Raw genomic sequence first — 24496 nt, 5'->3', positions numbered from 1 at the left:
GAGCCGAGACATGAAATGCCTTGAGCTCGAACTCGTCGGCGGCTTCCACGCCGGCCCGCTGTTCGTGCCGGTGAAACGTCGCGCCCCACTCATCACCTCGGGAAAAACCGCCGGCCGTCGGCGCCGCATGCGCGAGCGCCGCGCCATGCCGCCCTGGGTGAAGCTGTCGGATCTCCGGCCGTTTTACCGCGAGGCGAAACGCCTGACGCGCGAAACGGGCGAGTTGCACGTCGTCGATCACATCGTTCCGCTCGACGGCGAAATCGTCTGCGGGCTTCACGTGCCGCACAACCTCAGAGTCACCCATTGGCGAATTAATGCCATCAAGGCAAATCGTTATTGGCCTGACATGCCCTTCGAACAACTGGACATCTCATTTTCTTGAGACGCGTCCATCAGCTGAGAAGGTCTTCCCAAAGGAGTTCCCGATATGCGCCGTCTGGTTTGGACGTGGCGATGCGCCTGCGCGCTTCGCCGCCTTGGCGGCCTTTCCCGCCGTGAAGCGTGGCAGGTCGCTGAATCGTGCCATGAGCAATACGCCCCGGAAGGCTTCAGCCCGACTGATGCCGCATGGGAAGAAATGTCTTACTGGAGCGAGTGACCGCGTCCGCCAAAAATCCCGTCATCCAACGCAGCACCAATCACCCAGGAGCAACCATGCAACAGCAGATTCAACTTCCGCAGACTGCCGAAGGCCAGACCTATCTCTACGGCCGCGTCAACAAGAACGGTGACGTCGAGCACACCGTGCTCATCGCCGTGAACGATGAGCGACTGCCGCACGAACTCCAACGCGAATGGGCGATGAGCGTCGGCGGCGTCCTCTACAACCGCATCGACGCTCTGGTCATATACAACGAGCACCGCAGTCTCGTGAAGGCGGCTGGCTATTGGACGGCCGACATCTGTGAATGGGATCCCGCCTACGCCTGGTACCAGGGCTACGGCTACGGCTACCAGTACAACGGCCACAAGAGCGTCGAGCTCCGCGGGGTGGCCGTCAGCAGATTCATTGCTTGATTCATTCACTCATTCGATTCAAAAACCGGAGAGCTTTCATGTCGGTAGTCACGCTGGAACACATCAAGACCGAACAAGCGCGCGTCGCCGCGCTGATCGAGCAATACGAAAAGCGGTCGATCACGACCGAGTATGTCGTCGAGCGAGCGGTGATTCCGCTGCCGGCCGGTGCTCGTCTCGCAGGTCCGATCTTCAAGGAAGACGGCTCGCTCGACTACTACCTCATCCTTCATGCCGATGAGCAAAGCGGATCGCATGACAGCGTGAAGGCATACACCGCCGGGCGCGGGTGCAAGACCCCGAACAAGCGCGAAGGCCGCCTGTTGCAAGCCGCGTTCCCCGAGTTCTGCGCCGAGGGAAGCATGTGGCTCGAGGAAGAGTATGAGGAAGACTCCGCCTGCGCCTGGTGCCAGGGCTACGGCTACGGCCACCAGTACGGCCTCCACAAGAGCGTCGAGCTCCGCGGGGTGGCCGTCAGCAGATTCATTCCTTCGGTAATCTGATCATTTAATCCACCATGGCCCTTCACACCGAGCTTGATGTGTACAAGACAGGCTATGACCTTCTCACCAAGGTCACCGGCATGGTCAAGAACATGGAACGTTCCTTCAAGCGGCTCATCGGCGAGGAAATTGTCGATGAAACGAAAAAGCTGCTGCTCCTGGTCTATCGGGCGAATGTTGCCGATGACAAGGTGCCGCACATCTCGATGCTGATCGAGCGCGTCAAGCTCGTCGAAATGCTGTTTCGGCTCTCGTGGGATATGAAGGAAATCACGGATCGTCAGTATTGGGCCGTGATCCGCCTAACCGAGAGCATCGCGAAGCAGGCGGTAAGGTGGAGGGAATGGGCCGCACGTCGCCAGTCTCATGGAGGGTCGCGCCGCCATGACAGAGCACCGATTTAATCTGGTTGTGCCGCTGGCTCACAAAGCCACCGCCATGCGCAATGAGGATACCAGTCGCCGGCGTGCGGATAGGTCCAGCGCAGTTTCTCCGCTGATCGGCGAGGGCCTTCAGCAGAGCGACGTAGATAGCACGATAGGTCCGCCTACGCCTGGTACCAGAACTACAACAACGGCAACCAGAACAACAACCACAAGAGCGTCGAGCTCCGCGGGGTGGCCGTCAGCAGGTTGGATCGAGCGGCAAGATGGATTCTCTGGCGCCGAGCTCGTCGCGGCATACCGCGACTGCCGGCGCACAAAACGAAATACCGGAAGCGCACTTGCGTTCGAAGCGAATCTCGAACGCAACCTGGCATCCCTGCACGATGAACTCGCGGACGGTAGCTATCGGCCCGGGCGGTCAATCTGTTTCGTCATCTCCCGACCGAAGCCGCGCGAAGTTTGGGCGGCTGCGTTTCGCGATCGCATCGTGCACCATCTGCTTTACAACCGAATCGGCCCGCGCTTCGAGAAGTCATTCATCGCCGATTCGTGTGCATGTATCAAGGGGCGCGGTACGCAATACGCCGCACAGCGCCTCGAGTCGAAAGTGCGGTCAGTCACGCAAAACTGGTCGAAGCGCGCGTTCTACCTGAAGTGCGATCTCGCGAACTTCTTTGTCAGCATCGACAAGCGAATCCTGCTCGAACTGCTGCTCGCGAAGATTTCCGAGCCGTTCTGGCGCTCGCTGACCGAAACCGTGCTAATGCACGATCCGCGAGACGACTACGAGTACCACGGCGCCCCTGCAATGATAGAGCTCGTTCCGCCCCATAAACGGCTACTCGAACAGGCCGCGCACCTTGGGCTACCGATCGGCAACCTGTCGAGCCAGTTCTTCGCAAACGTCTACCTTGACGTACTCGACCAGCGGGCGAAGCACGCGCTCGGCGCTCAGCACTACATCCGATACGTCGATGACTTCGTGTTCCTGCACGATTCGCCGGCACGCCTGAACGAGATCCTCGCCGATGTCACGGATTTCCTGCCGGAACGGCTCGGCGCTCGGATCAACCCGCGCAAGACCATCCTGCAGCCAATCGAGCGCGGAATCGACTTCGTCGGCCAAGTCATCAAGCCATGGCGCCGGGAGACGCGGAAGCGCACCCGCAATGAAGCCCTGCGCCGGGTGGCCGAGACGGCGCCCGCCGATCTGATGCAGGTCGCGAATTCGTATTTCGGGCTGCTGCGCCAAGCAACCGCCAGCCATCAAGATCGTGCGCGGCTGGCGAACCGGTTGCGGTCACTCGGCAAAGCCGTCGACCGCGATTTAACCAAGACTTTCTGAGGGCCGCCATGACCGTCTACGTCGACGATATGTATCTACACCCGATCGGTGAATTCAAAACGAAGAGCGGGCGCGTCTACAAAATGTCGCATTTGATCGCGGATACCACCGACGAGCTGCTCGCCATGGTGCGCGCGATCGACGTCAACCCGAAGTGGATCCAGCACCGCGGCACGCGTGACGAGCACTTCGACATCGCAATGAGCAAGCGCGCCGCCGCGCTCGGCGCCGGCGCGGTCCCGATCTCTTTCGAGCAGTGCGGAGCGATGAACAAGCGCCGCAAGGTCACGGGCTCGCTCGGCTCCCCCGACGACGCCGTCGAATGGCTCGAGCAGTTCGTCGCGGCGCGCCGCGAGGCACGGACTGGCGCGGCCAACACCCAGAACACCACGGAGCCTCAATCATGAGCGAAGCCCCGAAACGTGCCGTCCAGTTCGGGGCGGTCATACAGGCGGATACGCCCCAGAATCTGGCGGATGCGCTGACCGACATGGCCGCGCTCATCGCCGCCGGCGAAATGCCGGTGCGGTCGATCGGTGGCGGCGTCTACACCAGCCACTACTGCACGTTGGTCGTCGCCGACCATCCGACGCACGAGGAATACGTCGAGCAGCCGATCGACTATCTGAGGGCGGCCCGATGAGCACGAGAACCATCATCGAGATCAATCACGACTTCCTGCATCGACTGCTCGACGATCCCGCCGCCCTCGCCGCCGAGCTGCGCTCGGTCTGCTGTGACCACCAGGCCGAGTTGAACGACGACAACGGCCGCGGCCGGCCGCTCGATCTCGGTGGCGGCATCCGCATCGTCTGTCGCCGGCATCACTCAGAAGTTGCCCGGTTTGTCACCAAATATGTCGACATCGACCTATGACCTACGTGGGCCATTACGATCGGGAGGATCGATGGACCTGAAAAGCGGTAAGCGCGTTAGCGCCAAAGAGGCAGCCGCGATTCTCGGCGTGCCGTATCAAAACATCAGTCGAATCGATCGGGCCTGTACCGTCATTCAACGGTTCCGGCTAGGCCACAAAACGTACGTGTACGACCTCGATTCGCTTTATAGGTATCTCGCAGCATGCCAATCGAAACCATTACCAAGAATGGCAAACGTCGCTACCGGTGGACGTTCGAGCGCGTCATCGAGGGTGACCGCATCAGAAAAACGAAGCTCCTCCCTGCGGGACTTACTGCTAGGGAAGCGGACGAATTAGGCCGCAAGCTGGATGCTGAAACATATGCTATTGCCAGCGGGACAAAGCGACCCGTCGTGACGATCGGTGAGTGTGTCGAGATTCATCTCAATGACAAAGGGGCCGGCTGGAAGGACGTAAAAACCCGAAAGCAAATCCTGGCTAAATACATCGACGAGTACGAGGATCAGGATGCGCTTGACCTGTACGATTGGTCGTTACGGTTCGCGGGGTACATGCGCGCGCAGGTCGACCGCCAAGGGCGCCCCAAGAAGCCAAGCTCCGATGGAACGATACACAATACACTCGGCTATCTTAGGGCGGCGATCAAATATGCCCACAAGATCGGAAAGATCGACTACGATCAGACGGCAAAAATGGTCATCCCGAAGCAAAGCGCCGAGCGCCACGTCTACAAGGGCCGCCGCGAAATGCTTGAGATAGCGAAAGCGTGCTCGCACCGACAAACCCGCGCCGCCATTCGTACCGCGTTCTACTCCGGGATGCGCATGGGCGAAATCCTGCGCGCGGTCCCGACCAAGGATGGGTTCTCCCTCGGCACGACGAAGAACGGCCGGCCGCGGCTAATTCCGATTCATCCACGGATCGCCGTTATTGCCCGGAGCGTGAAATTTACCGAGCCGGCGTGGAAGATCAAAGACGAGTGGATCAAGGCTCGACGGAAGTCCGGGCACCTAGGGGTGCGGTTTCACGACCTCCGCCATAGCGCCGCTTCAGAAATGATCAATGCCGGGATCGACCTCTATACGGTCGCCGGAGTGCTGGGGCACCAGACAACCACGTCGACCAAGCGGTACGCCCACCTGGTGACCGATCGGCTAGCGGAAGCCGTCAAGAAGATCGGGCGATCCTGACCGGGCTACACGGATCGGGCAGAAAAACCCACACCCCCGGGCGTTTCGAGGCTCTTTTTGGAGCATCACAAAACGCCTGAAACCCTTGTGGCGGAAGGCAGCAGGAGTCGAACCTACCCAGGAGCGTCTGACGCCCCTAACCGGGTTTGAAGCCCGGCCGTACCACCGGATACGAATGCCTTCCGTGGGGAAAAGAATCAAAAGAGCGAGAAGAACGACGAGCGCCTACGCCTGAATACCCACCCAACCGCTGTCAGGCCGCAGGTAGTGAAGATCGCGGTGGAAGCGAGTATACCCAACCCGATCGAAGAACTCGAGAATCTGGATCGCGCGCTTGCGACCGAGCCCCGTCGCGTCGCGGAACGTCGCGGCATCGAGCCCGCCGCCGCGCGACGGCGCGAGATGCGCGACCAGTTCCGCCAGTTCCCGTGCGACGTCCGCGTGGTAGAACAGGTCGCGCACGACCTGGTGCACGTCGCCGCGCCGCGCGAGCTTGCGCAGCAGCGTGCGCACCGCGTCCTCGGCCACGCCCGTGTCGCGAGCCAGGTCGCGCACCCACGGCGGATCGAAGCGCCCCGCGTGGATCAGCGGCAGCAGTTGCTGCGCCAGCGCTTCCTCGCGCGGCTCGAGGCTCACCGAATGCGACGGCAGATGCAGCCACGGCCCGCTGCGCACGACCTCGCCGCCCGCCACCAGCGCCTCGACGAGCGCGCGCCACAGCGCATCGCCGACGAGCGGCGCCGCCATCCGCCGCAGGCGCGCAGCGTCGAGCCCCTGCTCGTCAGGCATGCGCTCGTGGTACGCGCGCAGCGTATCGACCGCCCGTGCCTGCAACGCACGCCAGTGCGCCCGCGAAATCACCGCGCCTTCATTCGACGCGGCATCGCGCTGCCCGATCGCCAGCGCGTCGTCCGGCAACCCCAGCGCATCGGGTGCGAATCCCGTCAGATGCGTGAGCGTCGCGCGTGGCATGCCGAGCGGCGCCTGCGCCAGCAGTGCATCGAGGCGCCCTTCGTCGAGCCACGCGGCGAGCGCATCGAGCCACGCACGGCGCGCCGGCGTGCGGCGCTTGCGCGCCGGCCCGAACGGATCGAGCACGCGGCCGCCGCCGACGGTGCGCGTTGCTTGCGGATTGCGAACGATGAAGCGGTCGCCCGGCAGCGCGAACACCGGTTCGTCGAACACCAGTTGCACGCGCATCCGCTGGCCGGCCGCGAGCGTGTCGCCGTCGAGCAGCGCGACGTGAGCCACGCGATGCAGCGTGCCGAGATGCACATGCAGCGGCGCCCAGTGCGTCAACGTCAGCCCCGCGTCCGCGAGCAACGTCAGTTCGACATCGAGGCGCGGCGACGTCGCGACGAGCCGCGCATCGGTGACGGTATCGCCCCGCTCGACGTCGGCCTTGTCGACGCCGGCCAGATTCAGCGCGCAACGCTCGCCCGCGCGGCCGGCCTCGACCGGCCGGTTCTGCGCATGGATGCTGCGCACGCGGGCCGCGCCGCCGGTGCGCACGATCGCGAGCGTGTCGCCGGTCGCGACGCGGCCCGCGAACGCGGTACCCGTCACGACGGTGCCCTGCCCGGCGAGCGTAAACACACGATCGACCGCGAGCCGGAACAGGCCGTCATCGCGACGCGCGCGCCACGCGATCGCCGCGTCGGCCAGGTGCCGCTTCAGCGCGGCGACGCCCGGGTCGTCGGCCACCGTCGCACGCGTTTCGAAGATCGGCACGCCGGCGAGCGTCGAATCGTGCAGCCACGCGGCGATCTCGTCGCGCACCTCGGCGACCCGCGCGGCATCGACGCGATCGCATTTCGTCAGCGCGACGGCACCATGCGTGACGCCGAGCAATTGCAGGATCGCGAGATGCTCGCGCGTCTGCGGCATCACGCCGTCGTCCGCGGCAATCACGAGCAACGCGAAGTCGATGCCGCACGCACCGGCCGCCATCGTGTGAATCAGCTTCTCGTGGCCCGGCACGTCGATCAGGCCGAGCACGTCTCCATTGTCGAGCGGCGTATACGCATAACCCAGCTCGATCGAGATGCCGCGCGCCTTCTCTTCCTTCAGCCGATCGGTGTCGACGCCCGTCAGCGCACGCACGAGCGTGGTCTTGCCGTGGTCGATGTGTCCCGCGGTCCCGACGATCATGCGGCGGGCCCCGCGAGCGGCACGCATTGCGCGACGAACGCCGCTTCGTCGGCCGCTTCGACGCAGCGCAGGTCGAGCCGCAGCGCGTTGTCGGCCACGCGGCCGATCACCGGGCGCGGCCATTCGCGCAGGCGTTTCTCGAGCTGCGCGAGCGCGCGGCCGCTGCGCTTGCCGTCCGCCGAGCGCACGACGAGCCCGGCGCTCGGCAACTGGTCGACCGGTAGCGCGCCGCTGCCGATCTGGCTGAACATCGGCTCGACCGTCACGTCGAAACCGCTGCCGAGCGCGGCCTGGAACGCCGGACGCACGCGTTCGGCGGCCTCGGCGATCTCGCGCTGCGGGCGCGTCAGCAGGCGCAGCGTCGTGAGCCGGTCGCGCAGGAATTCGGGCGACTGATACAGCCGCAGCACGGGTTCGAGCGCCGCGAGCGTCAGCTTGCCGACGCGCAGCGCGCGCTTGAGCGGATGCTTCTTGATCTTCGCGACGAGTGCGCGGTCGCCGACGATCAGGCCGGCCTGCGGCCCGCCGAGCAGCTTGTCGCCGCTGAACGTGACAACGTTTGCGCCGGCGGCGACGGTTTCCTGCACGGTCGTCTCGTGCGGCAGGCCCCATTGCGACAAGTCGGCGAGCGTGCCGCTGCCGAGATCGACGGCGACCGGCACCCCGCGCTCGCGTGCGAGCGGCGCGAGTTCAGCGAGCGTCGTCTCCTTCGTAAAGCCGCTGATCGCGTAGTTGCTGCAGTGCACCTTCATCAGCAGCGCCGTGCGCGGGCCGATCGCGGCCGCGTAGTCGTGCAGGTGCGTGCGGTTGGTCGTGCCGACCTCGTGCAGCTTCGCGCCGGCACGGCTCATGATGTCGGGGATCCGGAACGCCCCGCCGATCTCGACCAGCTCGCCGCGCGACACGACCACTTCCCGCTTCGTCGCGAGCGCCGACAGCGTCAGCAGCACGGCCGCCGCATTGTTGTTGACGACGGTCGCGGCCTCCGCACCCGTCAGTTCGCACAGCAGATCGTCGATCAGGTCGTCGCGATCGCCGCGGCGGCCGGTCGCGAGGTCGAACTCGAGGTTGACGGGCCGCGTGAGCGCGTCGACCACCGCGCGCACCGCGTCGTCGGGCAGCAACGCGCGCCCGAGGTTCGTGTGCAGCACGGTGCCGGTCAGGTTGAACACGGTGCGCACGGCGCCCGCGCTCTGCGCGGCCAGCGTGCGCGCGACGGCCGCTGCGATGCGCGGCTCGTCCAGTGGCTCGGCCGCCGCGGGATCGTGCTGCGCGGCCGTGCGCCAGCGTTCCAGTTCGGCGCGCACCGCGTTCAGCACACGCGTGCGGCCATAGTCGTCGATCAGCGGTTGCAACGGTGTCGAGGACAGCACGCGCTCGACGGACGGCACACGCGCCAGCACGGCATTCAGTTCATTCACACCCGGTTCGGTCACGTCGTCGTGGCTCCAGTCTCATGCTTCGCAGTCGGCCGGGCCGGCGCTCGCGCCCCGCCCCGGCCCCGTGCCGTCAGTCCGCTTCGCGCGACACGTCCGGCCACAGCAGCGGGTTCGGCGAGCTGCGCTGGTAGCCGGCCTCGTTCATCAGCAGGTCGAGCGTGAGACTCGCGAGATCGTCGGCCAGCGGCTCGAACTCGTAGTCCTTCTCCTGATAGCCGATCTTGCGATAGGTCTTGCACTCGTCGCACGATTCGGCCTTGATCGCTTCGCTGCCGCCTTCGATCCCGTGATACGCGATGCCTTTCGTCGAATCGCAGTGCGAGCACTTGGTACGCACCATGTGCCACTCGGTCGTGCACAGCCCGCACTGGAGGAAACGGTAGCCCTGATACTGGCCGCCGACCCGCACGACGCTCGCGACCGGATGCGTGCCGCACACCGGGCACAGCCCCGGCTGGTCGAGATACGGGACATCGGTCGGCGTCACGCGGCTCGCGAGGTCCGTCCACGCGACCTGCAGCGCGGCCATCAGGAACGGCGCGGTGGCCGGGTCGACTTCGGCGAAGCGCAGCGCGAGGATCGCGTCGGCCTGTGCGTCGAGCTCGGCGGGCGCCATCAGGCGCAGCCGGTCGAGCAGCTTCGCGAGCTGCGGATTGACGAGCCCCGCGCTTTCGACGCGGTCGAGCAGTTCATACAGCACGGCGCGCCAGCGCGCATCGCGCTCGCCGTCGAGCGCCGGTACGAGCGGCATCGAATGTTCCTGTGCGCGTGCGATCGCTTCCTTCGACGGCAGCGGCAGCTCCAGCGCTTGCAGCGTCGCGTGCTGCGCGTCGGCGACGGTGGCCATCAGCCGCAGGTAGCCGCTGATCGGGTTCAGGTCGGCAAGCTTGCGCAGCCGCGCGGCGCGCGCCGCGAACGCGGTCGCGCGCTCCGGCAGGCGAAAGCGCGGAATGGCCGAATGATCGAGTGCCGAGATCTCGGTCGGTTCGAGAATGCGTTGTGTCACGAAAATTTCTTCCAAAAAACAAGCGCCGACGAATCGGCGCTCTTCAGGCGATTCCGGCGGTTGGCGGAGCGGTACGCCGCAATCGGCGTACCGCTTCCGCTCCGGTGCGTTATTTCACGCTTTCACGGAACCACTTCGGGTGATGCTTGCGGGCCCAGCCCAGCGTGACGGTGCCGCGCACCATCGCGCCGATCGAACCCTTCACCCACAACGCCGCGTAAATGTGCACGATGATGCTCGCGATCAGCACGAAGGCCGCCACGGCATGCACGACAGCGGCCGCGCGGATCACCCCGATCGGGAAGTAGAACGAGAAATAGCGCCGCCAGATCACGATTCCCGACAGCAGGAGCAGCAACAGGCACGCCACCAGCGTGAAGAATAGCAGCTTCTGTCCGGCGTTATAGCGCCCGACCGGCGGCAGCTTGTCTTCCTGGTTGGTCAGCACGTCGCCGATCTGCTTCAGCCATTGGCGATCGTCCGCATCGAGCGCATTGTGGTGCCAGAACCGCACCACGAGAATCGCGAACGACACGAACATCACGAGACCGACGAACGGATGCAGGATCCGCGTCCACTGGCCGCCGCCGAACAGCGCGGTCAGCCAGAACATCGACGGATGGAACAGCGCGAGCCCGGACAGCGCGAGCAGCACGAACGTGATCGCGGTGATCCAGTGGTTCGTGCGCTCGTTCGGCGTGTAGCGGACGATCAGGTTGGGGTCGTCGTGGCTCATTTCGCGTCCTCCTTGATGCGTCGTGCCTCGTCGCGGGCAGCGGCTTCTTCCTCGTCGGTGACCTCGTTCGGACCGACCCGCGTGTAGTGGAAGAACCCGGCCAGCGCGGTCAGCGCGAGGCCGGCGACCGCGAGTGGCTTCGCGATGCCCTTCCACAGCTTCACCATCGGGCTGATCGACGGATTGTCGGGCAGACCGTGATACAGCGACGGTTTGTCCGCGTGGTGCAGCACGTACATCACGTGCGTGCCGCCGACGCCCTGCGGGTCGTACAGCCCCGCATGCTCGAAGCCGCGCTCCTTCAGGTCCTCGATCCGCTCGGCCGCGTGCTGCTTCATGTCCTCCTTGGTGCCGAACACGATCGCGCCCGTCGGGCAGGTCTTCACGCAGGCCGGTTCCTGGCCGACCGCGACGCGGTCGGAACAGAGCGTGCACTTGTATGCGCGATGATCCTTCTTCGAGATCCGCGGCACGTTGAACGGGCAACCGGTCACGCAGTAGCCGCAACCGATGCAGTTCTCCTCGTGGAAGTCGACGATCCCGTTGTTGTACTGCACGATCGCGCCCGGCGACGGGCATGCCTTCAGGCAGCCCGGATCCTCGCAGTGCATGCAGCCGTCCTTGCGGATCAGCCACTCGAGGTCGCCCGCCGGGTTCTCGTATTCGGAGAACCGCATGACCGTCCACGAATGCTCGGTCAGGTCGGCCGGGTTGTCGTACACGCCGACGTTGGTGCCGACTTCGTCGCGCAGGTCGTTCCACTCCATGCATGCCGTCTGGCATGCCTTGCAGCCGATGCACTTCGATACGTCGATCAGCTTCGCGACGCTCCCGGTCACCGGTTCGCGCACCGTGGGCGGTGGCGTCGTGGTGGCCGAGACGCGCTTGATATCCAGCGATTGCAATGCCATCTCTTCCCCCTTACGCCTTTTCGACCTTCACCAGGAACGACTTGAATTCCGGTGTATAGGAGTTGCCGTCACCCACGGACGGAGTCAGGGTATTGGCGAGATAGCCGGGCTTCGTCAGGCCCTTGAAGCCCCAGTGCAACGGGACGCCGACCGTCTGGACCTTCTTGCCGTCGACCGTCAGCGGCTTGATCCGCTTCGTGACGAGCGCGACCGCGATGATGTAGCCGCGCTTGGACGACACCTTCACGCGCTCGCCATGCGCGACGCCGACTTCCTTCGCGAGGTCTTCGCCGATCTCGACGAATTGCTCGGGCTGGATGATCGAGTTCAGCCGTGCATGCTTGGTCCAGTAGTGGAAGTGCTCGGTCAGCCGGTACGTGGTCGCCACGTGCGGGAATTCCGCCACCTTGCCGAACGACGCACGGTCGTCCGGGAACACGCGGGCGGCCGGGTTGTTCAGCGCCTGCGGGTTGTTCGGGTGCAGCGGGTTCGCGGCGAGCGGCGTCTCGAACGGCTCGTAATGCTCGGGGAACGGACCTTCGTTCATCCCCGCGCGGGCGAAGAAGCGCGCGACGCCTTCCGGATTCATGATGAACGGCCCCATCCCGTTTTCGGGCGGTTCGTCCGCCTTGAAGTCCGGGATGTCGGCGCCCTTCCACGCGCTGCCGTTCCAGCCGATCAGCTTGCGGGTCGGGTCGAACGGCTTGCCGGCGACGTCGCACGACGCGCGGTTGTACAGGATCCGCCGGTTCGCCGGCCATGCCCACGCCCAGTTCAGCGTCTGGCCGATACCGGTCGGGTCGGAGTTGTCGCGCCGCCCCATCTGGTTGCCGGCCTGGGTCCATGCGCCGCAGAAGATCCAGCAGCCGCTCGCGGTCGTGCCGTCGTCCTTCAGTTGCGCGAACGCGGCAAGCTGCTCGCCCTTCTTCACGAGCGTCTTCGCCGGATCCTTCGGATCGGGCAGATCGGCGAGCGCTTTCCCGTTGAACTCCATCGCCAGTTCCTCGGGCGTCGGGCTTTCCGGGTTCGCGTACGGCCAGGTCAGGTTCACGATCGGGTCCGGATACTTGCCGCCGTCCTTCTGGTACAGCTTGCGCATGCGCAGGAACAGCCCCGACATGATCTCGAGGTCGCTCCTCGCTTCGCCCGGCGGCTCCGCGCCCTTCCAGTGCCACTGCAGCACGCGGCTCGAACTCACGAGCGAGCCGTTTTCCTCCGCGAAGCAGGTGGTCGGCAGGCGGAACACCTCGGTCTGGATCTTGGACGGATCAACGTCGTTGTAGTCGCCGTGAGGCTTCCAGAACTCGGACGTCTCGGTCGCGAGCGGATCCATGATCACGAGCCACTTCAGCTTCGCGAGGCCGGCCGCCGTCTTCACCTTCGACGGCGCCGCCGCGAGCGGGTTGAAGCCCTGGCAGATGTAGCCGTTCATCTTGCCGGCATTCATCAGCTCGATCGCCTGCAGCAGGTCGTACTGCTTGTCCAGCTTCGGCAGGTAGTCGTACGCCCAGTTGTTCTCGGCGGTGGCCGCGTCGCCCCACCACGACTTCATGAAGCTGACGTGGAACGCCTTGTAGTTCTTCCAGTAGCTCAGCTGGTTCGGCCGCAGCGGCTGCTGCACGCGCTTCTTGATGTACGCGTCGAAGTCCTGCTCCGCCTGCATCGGCAGCGTCATGTAGCCCGGCAGCAGGTTCGACATCAGCCCGAGATCGGTCAGCCCCTGGATGTTCGAGTGGCCGCGCAGCGCGTTCATCCCGCCGCCGGCGATGCCGATGTTGCCGAGCAGCAGCTGCACCATCGCGCCGGTGCGGATGATCTGCGCGCCGATCGAGTGGTGGGTCCAGCCGAGCGCGTACAGCACCGTGCCGGCGCGGCCGGGTACGGCCGTGCTCGCGAGCATCTCGCACACCTTCAGGAATTTGTCCTTCGGCGTGCCGCAGACCTGCTGGACCATGTCCGCCGTATAGCGCGCGTAGTGCTGCTTCAGCAGGTTGTATACACAACGCGGATGCTGCAGCGTCGGATCGACCTTCGCGAAACCGTCGTCGCCGCGCTCGTAGTCCCAGCTCGATTTGTCCGGGTACGCGTGCTTCTGCGCGTCGTAGCCGGAATAAATGCCGTCGTTGAACGCGAAATCCTCGCGCACGATGAACGAGAAGTCCGTGTAGTTCTTCACGTACTCATGCTGGATCTTGTCGTTCGTCAGCAGATAGTTGATGACGCCGCCCAGGAAGACGATGTCGGTGCCGGTGCGGATCGGCGCGTAGTAATCGGCCACCGAGGCCGTACGCGTGAAGCGCGGGTCGACGACGATCAGCCGCGCCTTGCGGTGCGCCTTCGCCTCCGTCACCCACTTGAAACCGCACGGATGGGCCTCGGCTGCATTGCCGCCCATCACGAGAATCACGTCCGCGTTCTTGATGTCGACCCAATGGTTCGTCATCGCTCCACGGCCAAACGTCGGGGCAAGACCTGCCACCGTCGGGCCATGTCAGACACGCGCCTGATTGTCGAATGCGAGCATCCCGAGACTGCGGATGGTCTTGTGCGTCAGGTAGCCGACCTCGTTGCTGCCCGCCGACGCGGCCAGCATGCCGGTCGTGAGCCAGCGGTTGACCTTCGCGCCGTCTTCGGCCGTCTCGACGAAGTTCGCGTCGCGGTCGGCCTTCATCAGCTTCGCGATGCGGTCGAGCGCGTCGTTCCACGAGATGGGTTCCCACTTGTCCGAGCCGGGCGCACGATACTCGGGGTGCGTCAGGCGGTTCGGGCTGTGGATGAAGTCGATCAGGCTCGCGCCCTTCGGGCACAGCGTGCCGCGATTGACGGGGTGGTCGGGATCGCCTTCGATGTGGATGATGCTCGGCTGCGCATTCTTCGCGCCGTCTCCGAGGCTGTACATCAGGATGCCGCAACCCACTGAACAGTAAGGACAGGTGTTGCGCGTTTCGACGGTGCGCGCCAGTTTGTACTGTCGGACTTCGGCCAGCGCTTCGGACGGAGAAAAGCCCATCAGGGCAAGACTCGATCCGGCAAGCGACGTGGCCGTCACCTTCAGGAACTGGCGCCGGGACATTTGTAGCATGGCGGTCTCGGCGTTATTGTGGGGTGGGGTGAAACTGAAAGGAATTATAGACAGTTCAGGCAACTATGATCGAATCCTCGGATCAATACCGATATGTCCGATTAACCTGCGATGATCCGCGTTCCGCGCGCAACCGAACCGTCATGAAACGACAGATCACTTCAGAAGCCACCCGTCTCGCCCAGCAGCAGGCCAACTGGGCCCTCACCGCGTTCAAGCGCTTCTCGTCCGACCGCTGCTCCGCGATGGCCGCGGGCATCGCGTTTTTCTCCGCGTTCTCGCTCGCGCCGACCCTCGTGATGGTGATCGCGGTGGCCGGCTGGTTCTACGGCGACGACGCCGCGCGCGGCCAGGTGTTCGAGCAGGCGCATCAGCTAATCGGCGACGACGCGGCGGCCAGCATCCAGACGATCGTGCAGAACGCGCACCGCGCGGGCGAACGCGGCGGCATCGCCACGCTGATCTCGTTCGCCGCGCTCGCGATCGGCGCGTCGGCCACGTTCGCGTCGCTCAGCGCGGCGCTCAGCGTGATCTGGCCGGCCACCGAAAGCCGCTGGTCGAGCATGCTCGGGCTGGTGCGCGTGCGGCTGATCTCGTTCGGGCTCGTGCTCGGCGTCGCGTTCCTGCTGATCGTGTCGCTCGTGCTCGACACCGCGATCACCTTCATCGGCACCTGGCTGCTGGGCAATTCGCCGTACGTGGTCGTCACGAACGTCGTGCAGTTCTTCGTCGGCATCGCGGTGCTCGCGGCCGCGTTCGCGTCGTTGATGAAGTTCCTGCCCGACGCGCGCGTCGCGTGGCGCGACGCCGCGATCGGCGGCATCGTGTCCGCGATCCTGTTTTCCGGCGGCAAGAAGCTGTTCGCGCTGTATCTCGCGCATGCGGGCACCGCGAGCGCGTTCGGCGCGGCCGGGTCGTTCGCGGTCCTGCTGATGTGGCTGTACTTCTCCGCGATCGTGTTGCTGCTCGGCGCGGAATTCGCGGCCGCCCGCGGCGACGCGCATCGGCCGGCCGCGAATCCGGCGCCGGCCGCGGCCGCTCAAGCGACTCGAGCCGCTCGGCCCGATCCCGCCGGGAATCGCCCGCGCGACGACTGATTCAGCCCGCTGAAGACGGCCGCGCATCGATCCCGCGCGTACCCGGCACACCCTCCCCTCGCTTGCAACCCCGTGGTTCGCCGCGCATTCGCGCGGCGTCGACGCTTGCCTGACACGTCGGCGTGCATGCACCTGCAACCGCAAACGTTTGCATGCCCTCATTTCCTTGCTGCAACGGGCCGAAACAGGGGGCCTGCCGCCATGCGCATCAGCGATTGAAACAATCGCACCGCAGCAATTGTCAACTATTTCATAAACAGGAACAGTGCCTGATGTGCTTGATATATATGGACTTTTTCCTGCTGTTACCTTTTCGAGACACTTTATTTTTTAAGCTTTCTTGCGTGTATGGCACTGAGCTATTCTCCAATCCGCAACAAATAACGATGAATCACTTGCGTGGAGAAACTCAACGATGAAGAAACTTGCTCTCTCGACCCTCTCGCTCGCCCTGCTGGGCGCCGCTGGCGCCGCTCAGGCTCAGTCGAGCGTGACGCTCTACGGTGTGATCGACACGTCGATCACGTACGTTCACGGTAACGCCGGTCAAGGTAACAATTCGTGGTCGATGGGTAGCGGCAACCTGCAAGGCAGCCGCTTCGGCCTGAAGGGTTCGGAAGACCTCGGTGGCGGCCTGAAGGCGATCTTCCAGTTGGAAAACGGCTTCAACTCGGCATCGGGCGCACTGGGCCAGGGTGGCCGCATGTTCGGCCGCCAGGCGTTCGTCGGCCTGCAAAGCGACCAGTACGGTACGCTGACGCTGGGTCGCCAGTACGACCCGCTGGTCGACCTGGTTCAGGCAGTCACGGCTGACAACTACTTCGGCAGCGTGTTCGCCACGCCGGGCGACGTCGACAACAACGACAACAGCCTGCGCGTCAGCAACGCGATCAAATACACGTCCCCGGTGTTCGCCGGCCTCCAGTTCGAAGGCATGTACGCACTCGGCGGCGTCGCCGGCTCGACCGGCAAGGGTCAGACGTGGGCCGCAGCCGCAGCCTACAACAACGGCCCGCTCGGCGTGGCTGCCGGCTACTTCCACGCGAACAACGCATCGGCGCTCACGGCCGGCAAGCGTAGCGGCTGGACCGGTACGTCGGACGCAATCTTCGACGGCGACTCGGGCACGACCTTCATCAACAACGCGTTCACGTCGTCGACGTCGATCGGCATCGCGCAAGTGGCAGCCCAGTACGCATTCGGCCCGGTGACGGTCGGTGCAGGCTACAGCAACGCCCAGTACAAGGCTGACGGCGCGTCGACGTTCGGCACGAACCAGAAGTACAACACGGGTCGCGGCTTCGTCACGTACCAGGCATCGGCACCGCTGCTGCTCGGCCTCGGCTACATCTACACGAAGGGTAGCGGCGACAACAACGCCAAGTACCACCAGGTTTCGCTCGGCGCGGACTACTCGCTGTCGAAGCGCACCGACGTGTATCTGGTCGGCGCATACCAGCACGCAAGCGGCCACAACGCAGACGGCAGCGATGCGCAAGCGTCGATCGGCTCGTACGGCATCGCCGGCAAGAGCTCGCAGGAAATCGTCGCACTCGGCCTGCGTCACAAGTTCTAAAAACGAAGTATCCGGTGTGCATGGCGTCTCCGACGCCTTGTCGCCGACCTGGAAAGCCAGCCCCGGTTTCGGCCGCGGCTGGCTTTTTTTCGTTCGCCTCCGGCTCGCGGGCCGGCAGCGTCTGCACGGCCTCCGCGCGACAGCCGGGCCCGACATAGGTCGGCCGGCCGGCAGCGGCGCCTGGCCGCTGCCATGCCCGCGCAACCCGGTTTCCACGGCCCGGAGAGCTCGCCGTTTCCGCCAAGGACGACTAACATCCGCACTGCCGGCACCGCCCGGCCCGACCGATGCGGGATTGGTTCGCGCCGCGTGTCGATTTCGGCGGGCGTCGTCCGTCGTATCGATGGCGGCACGTGGTTTGCCCCGGACCCATACAGACAGGAGATTCGTCATGACGATTCAGAAGATCACGCCTTTTCTCTGGTATTCGACGGAAGCCGAAGAAGCAGCGGCCTTCTATGCTGGCATCTTTCCGGATTCGCGGATCGTGCGCGTCACGGCGGTGCCCGGCACCGACGGCACGCGGATGGTCGAATTCGAGCTGTTCGGGCAGCCGTTCTTCGCGATGAGCCACCCGCGCACGGAGACGTTCAACCACGCGATCTCGCTGCTCGTCAGCTGCGCGGACCAGGCCGAACTCGATCGCTACTGGAGCGCGCTGCTCGACAACGGCGGCACGGCCGACGGCTGCGGCTGGCTGCGGGATCGTTATGGCGTGTCGTGGCAGATCGTTCCGGAAGCGCTCATTCCGATGATGGCCGACCGCGACACGGTCAAGGCGGGCCGCGTGGCCGCGGCGATGATGCAGATGACCAAGTTCGACGACGCCGCGCTGAAGGCCGCCTTTTCGGGCACCGCGGGCTGACCCGGCGCACCGGGCCGCGCATGCGTGACGCCGCGCCGGGTCGCGTGCACGCGCTCGGCTCGACGGTGCGCGCATGCCGCCGGCTCGCGAGCGTTCGCTATCCGCGGCCGGCCGGCAAACCGGTAGCGTGCATCGTCGGCGCGAACTGCTACGCCGACAGCATCGACTCGATCGTCCGCCGCGCGTAGCCGATGAATTCCGCCAGCGGTTCGCCCGACAGGATCGCCGCGCCTGCGTCACCATCGAGATAGGCCGCACGCGCAGCCGCCAGAACCGGCCGGTGCGCGTCCGGCAGGCGCGCCAGCACCCACGCCGCGGCGACGTCCTTCGGCGCGATTTTGCCGGTCGCGGCGCTATACCAGATGCGCGCGAGCGCGAGCACGATGTTGCACGCGTCGTCGCGCCAGTCGGGTTCCGCCTGCCACTGCGCCACGGTAGCGAGCAGCGCGGCGACGAAGTCGCGCGCGGGCACCGGCTCGAACAGCACGTCCGCGGGCGGGCCGACCAGCGCGATGCTGTGCTCGCGCGCCTTCGTCAGCAGGATGGCCAGATCGTGATCGACGAGCGGCGGCTCGACGATGCCGGCGTCGAGGTCGCTGCGCAGCCATTCGCCGAACTGCAGCTCGCGTCGCGCCGGATGACGCCACGGCACCACGTCGCCGTGCGCGACGACCGTGACCTCCAGCGCACGCATGCCGCCGCTGCAACCGGGCGGCGCAGAAGCACCGAGCAGGTCCGACATCAGCGCGCGTCGCGCCGCTTCGTCCGGGCGCACCGCCACCGTCACCAGCAAATCGATGTCGCTGCGCGGTTTCAGGCCGCCGTCGAGCGCCGATCCGAACAGGTGGATCGCTTCCAGCGTCGCGCCGAGATGCCGTTCGATCACGGCACGTGCGGCGGCGACCTGTGCGGCGATGTCGTGCGGGGTGTCGTCCGTCACGATGGCAAATCTCGCGATGCGCTCGCGACGGAACGCGCGGCAACAACGCGGCGCGCGAATGAAACTCGCGGCTCGGCGATGCGGATGCGCGACATGCGATCCGCCGCACATCGTGCGTCGGCCAAACCCAGCATTGCCGGGCGATCCTCTCGCCGCCGCGCGCTTTGCGCGACGCAATAAAAATCCCCGCACGCTTTCGCGTACGGGGATCTCGGGACACTGCAACGGCTGCCGACATGCATTCGGCAGTCGTTGCGCGGCATTACGCTGCCGCGTCCTTCAGCTTCTTCAGCGCACGTGCCTTCACGCGCACGCTGGCCGGCTTCGCCGGGAACCAACGCTCTTCGCCCGTGAACGGATCCTTGCCGAAGCGCTTCTTCTTCGCCGGCACGACTTGTGCCGTGATCTTCAGCAGACCCGGCAGCGTGAACTCGCCTGCGCCCTTCTTGTGAACCGAGCCCAGCACGACGTTCTCGAGTGCGGCGAGCACTGCCTTGACCGCCTTCACTTCGACAGCCGCGCGCTCAGCGATGTGCGTTGCGAGCGATGCCTTCGTGAACTTGTCCTTCAGCGGCGTCGGAGCAGCCGGTGCTGCCTTTGCGACAGCCTTCTTGGCCACTACTTTCTTCGCGGGCGCAGCCTTTTTGGCAGCCACCTTCTTGGTCGCCGGTGCGGCAGCCTTCTTGGCCACCTTTTTTGCGGAAGTCGCCATGTTTCTCCTACCAGGTGTGGTCGTTGGATACACGAAGCGTGCAACGCGCGCGCTTCAACGCCGGATTCTACAAGCGCCTTGACGCTTCGTGCAGTACTTTTATGCGTTTTCGCGGGGTTTCCCGCAGGTTTTGTTGCGCGCGACCGACTTCATCGACACTCGAGCATGAAAAAACGCGTGTACGTATGGGCTCAAACAAGCCGAACGCGAATTACGTTCGATATTTGCGCACCTATACTGGGCGCGCTCAATGCCCGGATGCCTCCATGCGCGAAGTCAGATACGTCAAAGGACTCGACGGCCTGCGAGCCCTCGCCGTCATCCTCGTTTTCCTGTCCCACAAGGGCCATGTCCTTGCCGTCGACGTCGGCAAGCTCGGCGTGTGGACGTTTTTCCTCATCAGCGGATTCCTGATCGTCGGCGAGTTGCATCGCAACCGTCATGCGGTCGAATGCGGCACCATGACGCGCCGCCACGCGCTCGCGCTGTTTCTCGCGAAGCGCGCGCTGCGGATCTTTCCCGTGTATTACCTGCTGCTCGCCGCGCTCGCGATCGCGCACGCGCTGTTCTACCAGCGCGGCGTCAATCTCGGGCTCGCCTGGCACGCGGTGTTCCTGTCGAATTACTGGATCGGCGTCGTCAAGGACGGCTGGCCGGGCTCCACGTCGCATTTCTGGAGCCTCGCCGTTGAACAGCAGTTCTATCTGATCGCACCGCTCGCGCTGCTCGCGGTGCCCGCCGCGCGACACGTCGCGCTCGGCGTCGCGGCCGTCGCGCTGTGTGCGCTCGCGCATCTCGCGCTCTACCTGTCGGACGCGTCGCCGGTGCTGATCTACGCGTTTTCCCCGTGGAATTTCGCGTTGATCGCGCTCGGCGGCGTCGGCGCGATGGCGCTCGCCGATCGCGGCGCGGCCGCCGCGCGCCGCGTACCGCCCGGCTGGCTCGGCGCGGCCGGCGTCGCATTCTTCCTCGCGCTGCCCGCCTGCACGACCTTGCCCGATGCGGTCGCGGGGCTCGCGGATCTCGGCCTGTCCGTGTCGCTCGGCGCGCTGATGCTGTGGATCGTCAGCGCACCCGAGCATCCCGTCGTCGCGCTGCTCGACTGGGCGCCGCTTGCCTATCTCGGCACGATCAGCTACGGCTTCTACCTGTTCCACAACCTGATTCCGGCGCGCTTCGGCGTACTGCCCGCGTCCTTCGCGCACGTGCCGATGCCGGACATCGTCCGCGACTCGGCACCGGAACTGCTGCAATTCGCGCTCGCCGTGCTGCTCGCGCACCTGTCCTGGCGTTATCTCGAAAAGCGCTTGCTCGACTTCAAGAAGCCGATCGCCGCGCTGCTGGCCCGGCACTTCGCCGCGCAGCCGAGCGCGTCGCCGCGCTGAGCGTCGCGTGGACGCGGCGCGCGGCGGAAGCCGGACGGGAATGCGTCGATACCGGCGACGCCCGGCGACCGACGGCATGTCGGCCGACATCGCGTCATCGCGCGACACCCGCGCGAGTGACGCGCATGGCGCGCAATCCCTCCACCGATCCGGTCACGCGACGCATGCTTCGGCACCGCTTTCACGCGCGACGTCCCGCCTCACCGGCATGCGTCGCGCGTCGCGCGCCAGCACCCCGCACACCTGCCCGGCACCGCGTGCCGACGTCGCGCACCCTGCGCTCGCGCCCGCGCAAACAAAAAAGCCCCGGCGCGCGAGCGGCCGGGGCCAACGGAACAACCACCACCTGAAACGACGGAGCGCGCGGCCGCTTTAAGCGACGGCAGCCAGCGCGGGCAAGCAGGTACGCAGGTACGCCTCGAATTCGCGGCTCACTTCCGGATGCTGGAGCGCGAGCTCGACGGTGGCCTTGAGATAGCCGAGCTTGCTGCCGCAGTCGAAGCGCGTGCCGTAGTAGCGATACGCGAGCACCTGCTCGTTCGCGAGCAGCGACTGGACGGCGTCGGTGAGCTGCAATTCGCCGCCCGCGCCCGGCTTGAGCTTGCGCAGATGATCGAAGATCGTCGGCATGAACACGTAGCGGCCGACCACGCCGAGGTTCGACGGCGCATCCTCCGGCGCCGGCTTCTCGATGATGCCCGACAGCTTGATGATGTCCTCTTCCCACTCCCGGCCTTCGACGACGCCGTACGAGCGGCTGTCCTCGCGCGGGATCGTCTCGACCCCGATCACCGAGCTGTGATAGTGGTCGAACACGTCGACGAGCTGCTTGAGCACCGGCTGTTCGCCGTGCAGCAGGTCGTCGGCGAGGATCACCGCGAACGGCTCGCCGTGCACCAGCTTCTCCGCGCACAGCACCGCGTGGCCGAGGCCGAGCGCTTCCGGCTGGCGCACGTAGAAGCAGTTGACGTGGCTCGGCTTGATGCCGCGCACGAGTTCGAGCAGCTTTTCCTTGCCGCGCGCCTCGAGTTCGGCCTCGATCTCGTACGACTTGTCGAAATGATCCTCGATCGCGCGCTTGCTGCGCCCGGTGACGAAGATCATCTCGGTGATACCGGCGTTGATCGCTTCCTCGACCGCGTACTGAATCAGCGGCTTGTCGACGACGGGCAGCATTTCCTTCGGGCTCGCCTTCGTTGCCGGGAGGAACCGCGTGCCGAGACCGGCAACGGGGAACACGGCCTTGGTGACTTTCAACATGTTCGCATCCTGATTGCGTTGACTGCGCCGCGTCGACCTGCGACCCGGCGCGATTGTGTTCCGAACGGCATATCGAGAATCGACGGTACGGCCAATTCCACTCCGCTCATTTTCGATATGAACTGATTGCCCAATGATTCCGAAAAAAATATAATCGCTTCAATTCGGTCGATATTGCGGGACCGATTGCCGAAGCAGAAACAAATTACCGATTTTCCGGATACAAATTCTTACGATTCGAATTCCTCGATATAGGGCACGCCGCCCCGCTCGAGGCCCGGGCGGATCGGTTCGTTCTTCAGCGCCTCGCGGTACGCCGACAGCACGGCCATGACCAACAGTACTGCAGCGCTCGCGATCCAATGCATGTCCATCTTGCCGCTCCTTGCATCAATCAACTGGAGCTTCAAACTATCAGAAAAAAATCGGCAAATAATTCGCCCCCCTCGACGAGCCGCTTTCAGGTCGCGATAACTCCATGATGTGGAATACCGATATTTCCGGGCGAGATTTTTTTATTCATTGACCGAATTCTTGCGCATTACGATTGGATGAAACTTCCCGTCCATCCGTCGCAAGGAATCGAATCGCATGCAAGCTTTCAGCGGATCGTCTCTGGCCGCGCCGCCCGTCGCCGACCACAAGGAACACGTGATCGACGCGATGCGCGGCTTCGCGGCGCTGCTCGTCGCCTATTTCCACTGCCGCCAGGTCGTCTGGGTCGGCATGCAGAGCTTCCATCATGCTTACGGTCATGCACTGAGCCCGGGCGTGATCGCCGGCTACCTGACCTTCCCGTTCGCGTGGGGCTCCGCCGGCGTGCCGATCTTCTTCGTGATCAGCGGCTACTGCATCCACCGCAACGCGGCGCTCAAGCTCGCGGCCAACCCCGCATACCGGCTCGACGCGCCGAATTTCTGGGTGCGCCGCTTCGCGCGCATCTACCCGGTGCTGCTCGCCGCGCTGCTGTTCACGCTCGCGCTCGACGCGGTCAGCCTGCAGATCGAGCCCGTCAGCCACAAGATCCGCGACGTCGGCCTGGTCGCGTTCCTGGTGAACCTGTTCTCGCTGCAGGGCGTCGCCGGCTACACGTACGGGTCGAACGGCGCGCTGTGGACGCTGTCGCTCGAAGTGCAGTTCTACGCGGTCTACCCGCTGCTGTTCGCGCTGCGCCGGCGCATCGGGATGCCGGCCGTCGTGGCCGCGGTCGCGCTCGTCAACGTCGCGTCGGCGTGGCTGCTCGAACGGCACGACCTGCAGTTCTTCACGTCGTACTGGCTGTCCTGGACGATCGGCGCATGGATCGCCGACGTGCGCGCGCAGCAATCGCGCGGCACGGCCGTCGTGCCGTCGCGCGCGTGGTACGTCGCGGCCGCCGTGCTGCTGGCCGCCGGCTGCGGCGCGTTCCATGTCGGCCAGTACGGTGCGTTCCAGCTGTGGTCGGCCGGCTTCGCGTGCTTCCTGTACCGCGCGCTTGCCCGCCCGCCGCGCCCGACGCCGCCGCTGCGCGTGCTGAGCTGGTTCGGCGACTTCAGCTACTCGCTGTACCTGGTCCACCTGCCGCTGTTCGTCTGCCTCGGCTCGGTGCTGTTCCATTCCGAACTGCAACTGTCGATCTGGCCGTCGTTCGCGTTCATGGCCGTCGCGATCCCGGTGGCGTACCTGTTCTACCGGATGTTCGAACGGCCGGCGATGATGTGGTCGGCCAGCTTCAAGCCGACCCGCGCCGCCCGCGTCGTTGCGTCGACGCCCGAACAGGCCGTCTGACCCAAGCCGGCCGGCCCGTCCGGTTTCGCAGCCCTCGCACGGCGTCTCGCTGCGCGGGGGCTTTTTCATGGCAGGCACGCGGTCGCGGGCCACTTCGACAAAGGAAGGGCAGCCTACCGCTCTCCGACCGCGCCACGACCCGCGTAAGCCGTCTCTGCGGGGTGCCGCGGCACGACTGCACGGTGTCGCCTGCCCGCTTCACGTTGCCGATGGCCCGCTCCCGGTTTCAGATGACGATCGGCCAT

24 protein-coding genes and 1 tRNA gene are annotated in these 24496 nt (G+C 65.2%); 14 read left to right on the top strand and 11 right to left on the bottom strand.

The genetic code is table 11. The features are described from left to right. Nucleotides 1-10: 10 nt before the first annotated feature. The 9 genes from DFS13_RS30870 to DFS13_RS30830 all read left to right on the top strand — a co-directional run bounded on the left by DFS13_RS30870 (nucleotide 11) and on the right by DFS13_RS30830 (nucleotide 5324). Nucleotides 11-385: a hypothetical protein gene (locus DFS13_RS30870; protein ID WP_111442507.1), complete on the top strand. Its 375-nt coding sequence runs from the start codon at nucleotides 11-13 to the stop codon at nucleotides 383-385. A 272-nt stretch (nucleotides 386-657) separates the two neighbouring features. Next, entirely contained in the window at nucleotides 658-1020 is a 363-nt protein-coding gene (locus DFS13_RS30865; protein WP_111442506.1) for a DUF1566 domain-containing protein, read from the top strand. A 38-nt stretch (nucleotides 1021-1058) separates the two neighbouring features. Further along, complete coding sequence (locus tag DFS13_RS30860; RefSeq protein WP_111442505.1) at nucleotides 1059-1523, top strand: DUF1566 domain-containing protein; 465 nt, start codon at nucleotides 1059-1061, stop codon at nucleotides 1521-1523. Between the two features lie 14 nt (nucleotides 1524-1537). Beyond that, nucleotides 1538-1927: a four helix bundle protein gene (locus DFS13_RS30855; protein ID WP_062910729.1), complete on the top strand. Its 390-nt coding sequence runs from the start codon at nucleotides 1538-1540 to the stop codon at nucleotides 1925-1927. Between the two features lie 349 nt (nucleotides 1928-2276). Continuing rightward, on the top strand, nucleotides 2277-3254 hold the full coding sequence (locus DFS13_RS30850; protein WP_111442532.1) for an RNA-directed DNA polymerase: 978 nt from the start codon (nucleotides 2277-2279) through the stop codon (nucleotides 3252-3254). A gap of 8 nt (nucleotides 3255-3262) precedes the next feature. After that, nucleotides 3263-3661, top strand: a complete 399-nt coding sequence (locus DFS13_RS30845; protein ID WP_111442504.1) for a DUF4031 domain-containing protein — start codon at nucleotides 3263-3265, stop codon at nucleotides 3659-3661. Next, nucleotides 3658-3897, top strand: a complete 240-nt coding sequence (locus DFS13_RS30840) for a hypothetical protein (protein WP_111442503.1) — start codon at nucleotides 3658-3660, stop codon at nucleotides 3895-3897. Before DFS13_RS30845 ends, DFS13_RS30840 begins: the two co-directional genes overlap by 4 nt. Continuing rightward, a complete protein-coding gene (locus DFS13_RS30835) occupies nucleotides 3894-4130 on the top strand; it encodes a hypothetical protein (RefSeq protein WP_111442502.1) in 237 nt (78 codons plus the stop codon). Before DFS13_RS30840 ends, DFS13_RS30835 begins: the two co-directional genes overlap by 4 nt. A 204-nt stretch (nucleotides 4131-4334) precedes the next feature. Beyond that, nucleotides 4335-5324 carry a site-specific integrase gene (locus DFS13_RS30830; RefSeq protein ID WP_111442501.1) on the top strand — a complete coding sequence of 330 codons (990 nt, stop codon included), beginning with the start codon at nucleotides 4335-4337 and terminating at the stop codon, nucleotides 5322-5324. A gap of 88 nt (nucleotides 5325-5412) precedes the next feature. On the opposite strand, the gene DFS13_RS30825 is transcribed toward DFS13_RS30830, so the two are convergent. The 7 genes from DFS13_RS30825 to fdnG all read right to left on the bottom strand — a co-directional run bounded on the left by DFS13_RS30825 (nucleotide 5413) and on the right by fdnG (nucleotide 14649). Further along, nucleotides 5413-5508: transfer RNA gene (locus DFS13_RS30825), tRNA-Sec, on the bottom strand. 41 nt (nucleotides 5509-5549) lie between these two features. Further along, a complete protein-coding gene (gene selB / locus DFS13_RS30820; RefSeq protein ID WP_060212506.1) occupies nucleotides 5550-7475 on the bottom strand; it encodes a selenocysteine-specific translation elongation factor in 1926 nt (641 codons plus the stop codon). Next, nucleotides 7472-8911 (bottom strand): L-seryl-tRNA(Sec) selenium transferase, encoded by a 1440-nt coding sequence (gene selA, locus DFS13_RS30815; protein ID WP_006495931.1) that lies wholly within the window; start codon nucleotides 8909-8911, stop codon nucleotides 7472-7474. Before selA ends, selB begins: the two co-directional genes overlap by 4 nt. Before the next feature lie 73 nt (nucleotides 8912-8984). After that, complete coding sequence (gene fdhE, locus DFS13_RS30810; RefSeq protein ID WP_006492897.1) at nucleotides 8985-9920, bottom strand: formate dehydrogenase accessory protein FdhE; 936 nt, start codon at nucleotides 9918-9920, stop codon at nucleotides 8985-8987. Nucleotides 9921-10029: 109 nt separating this feature from the next. Beyond that, a complete protein-coding gene (locus DFS13_RS30805; protein ID WP_006488816.1) occupies nucleotides 10030-10656 on the bottom strand; it encodes a formate dehydrogenase subunit gamma in 627 nt (208 codons plus the stop codon). After that, nucleotides 10653-11567 carry a formate dehydrogenase subunit beta gene (gene fdxH, locus DFS13_RS30800; RefSeq protein WP_006488883.1) on the bottom strand — a complete coding sequence of 305 codons (915 nt, stop codon included), beginning with the start codon at nucleotides 11565-11567 and terminating at the stop codon, nucleotides 10653-10655. The genes DFS13_RS30805 and fdxH overlap by 4 nt, the downstream gene beginning before the upstream one ends. 10 nt (nucleotides 11568-11577) lie before the next feature. Beyond that, nucleotides 11578-14649, bottom strand: coding sequence for a formate dehydrogenase-N subunit alpha (gene fdnG, locus DFS13_RS30795; protein ID WP_077208670.1), 3072 nt, complete (start codon nucleotides 14647-14649; stop codon nucleotides 11578-11580). 143 nt (nucleotides 14650-14792) lie between these two features. On the opposite strand from fdnG, the gene DFS13_RS30785 reads away from it, so the two are divergent. The 3 genes from DFS13_RS30785 to DFS13_RS30775 all read left to right on the top strand — a co-directional run bounded on the left by DFS13_RS30785 (nucleotide 14793) and on the right by DFS13_RS30775 (nucleotide 18187). Beyond that, nucleotides 14793-15746 carry a YihY/virulence factor BrkB family protein gene (locus DFS13_RS30785; RefSeq protein WP_006495933.1) on the top strand — a complete coding sequence of 318 codons (954 nt, stop codon included), beginning with the start codon at nucleotides 14793-14795 and terminating at the stop codon, nucleotides 15744-15746. A gap of 415 nt (nucleotides 15747-16161) precedes the next feature. After that, on the top strand, nucleotides 16162-17322 hold the full coding sequence (locus DFS13_RS30780) for a porin (protein ID WP_006488818.1): 1161 nt from the start codon (nucleotides 16162-16164) through the stop codon (nucleotides 17320-17322). A 391-nt stretch (nucleotides 17323-17713) separates the two neighbouring features. Next, nucleotides 17714-18187 (top strand): VOC family protein, encoded by a 474-nt coding sequence (locus DFS13_RS30775; protein ID WP_111442500.1) that lies wholly within the window; start codon nucleotides 17714-17716, stop codon nucleotides 18185-18187. A gap of 148 nt (nucleotides 18188-18335) precedes the next feature. Here the strand turns inward: DFS13_RS30775 and DFS13_RS30770 are convergent, their stop codons facing one another. Further along, complete coding sequence (locus DFS13_RS30770; RefSeq protein ID WP_043205167.1) at nucleotides 18336-19127, bottom strand: AadA family aminoglycoside 3''-O-nucleotidyltransferase; 792 nt, start codon at nucleotides 19125-19127, stop codon at nucleotides 18336-18338. A gap of 262 nt (nucleotides 19128-19389) precedes the next feature. After that, nucleotides 19390-19839 (bottom strand): HU family DNA-binding protein, encoded by a 450-nt coding sequence (locus DFS13_RS30765; protein WP_006492882.1) that lies wholly within the window; start codon nucleotides 19837-19839, stop codon nucleotides 19390-19392. A 266-nt stretch (nucleotides 19840-20105) separates the two neighbouring features. Here DFS13_RS30765 and DFS13_RS30755 point away from each other — a divergent pair, with 266 nt between their 5' ends. Next, on the top strand, nucleotides 20106-21224 hold the full coding sequence (locus DFS13_RS30755) for an acyltransferase (protein WP_060212511.1): 1119 nt from the start codon (nucleotides 20106-20108) through the stop codon (nucleotides 21222-21224). A gap of 372 nt (nucleotides 21225-21596) precedes the next feature. Here the strand turns inward: DFS13_RS30755 and galU are convergent, their stop codons facing one another. Beyond that, a complete protein-coding gene (galU, locus tag DFS13_RS30750) occupies nucleotides 21597-22484 on the bottom strand; it encodes a UTP--glucose-1-phosphate uridylyltransferase GalU (protein WP_006482949.1) in 888 nt (295 codons plus the stop codon). A 230-nt stretch (nucleotides 22485-22714) separates the two neighbouring features. Continuing rightward, a complete protein-coding gene (locus tag DFS13_RS40425; RefSeq protein ID WP_006479318.1) occupies nucleotides 22715-22858 on the bottom strand; it encodes a hypothetical protein in 144 nt (47 codons plus the stop codon). A 217-nt stretch (nucleotides 22859-23075) separates the two neighbouring features. Between DFS13_RS40425 and DFS13_RS30745 the strand changes: the two genes are divergently transcribed. Then, nucleotides 23076-24251, top strand: coding sequence for an acyltransferase (locus tag DFS13_RS30745; RefSeq protein ID WP_053525374.1), 1176 nt, complete (start codon nucleotides 23076-23078; stop codon nucleotides 24249-24251). Nucleotides 24252-24496: the final 245 nt, after the last annotated feature.

It is taken from the genome of Burkholderia sp. 28_3 (assembly GCF_003253915.1).
GTDB lineage: Bacteria > Pseudomonadota > Gammaproteobacteria > Burkholderiales > Burkholderiaceae > Burkholderia > Burkholderia cenocepacia.
The sequence above is the reverse complement of the archived record's forward strand: the minus strand, read 5'-3'. Positions and strand labels throughout refer to the sequence as shown.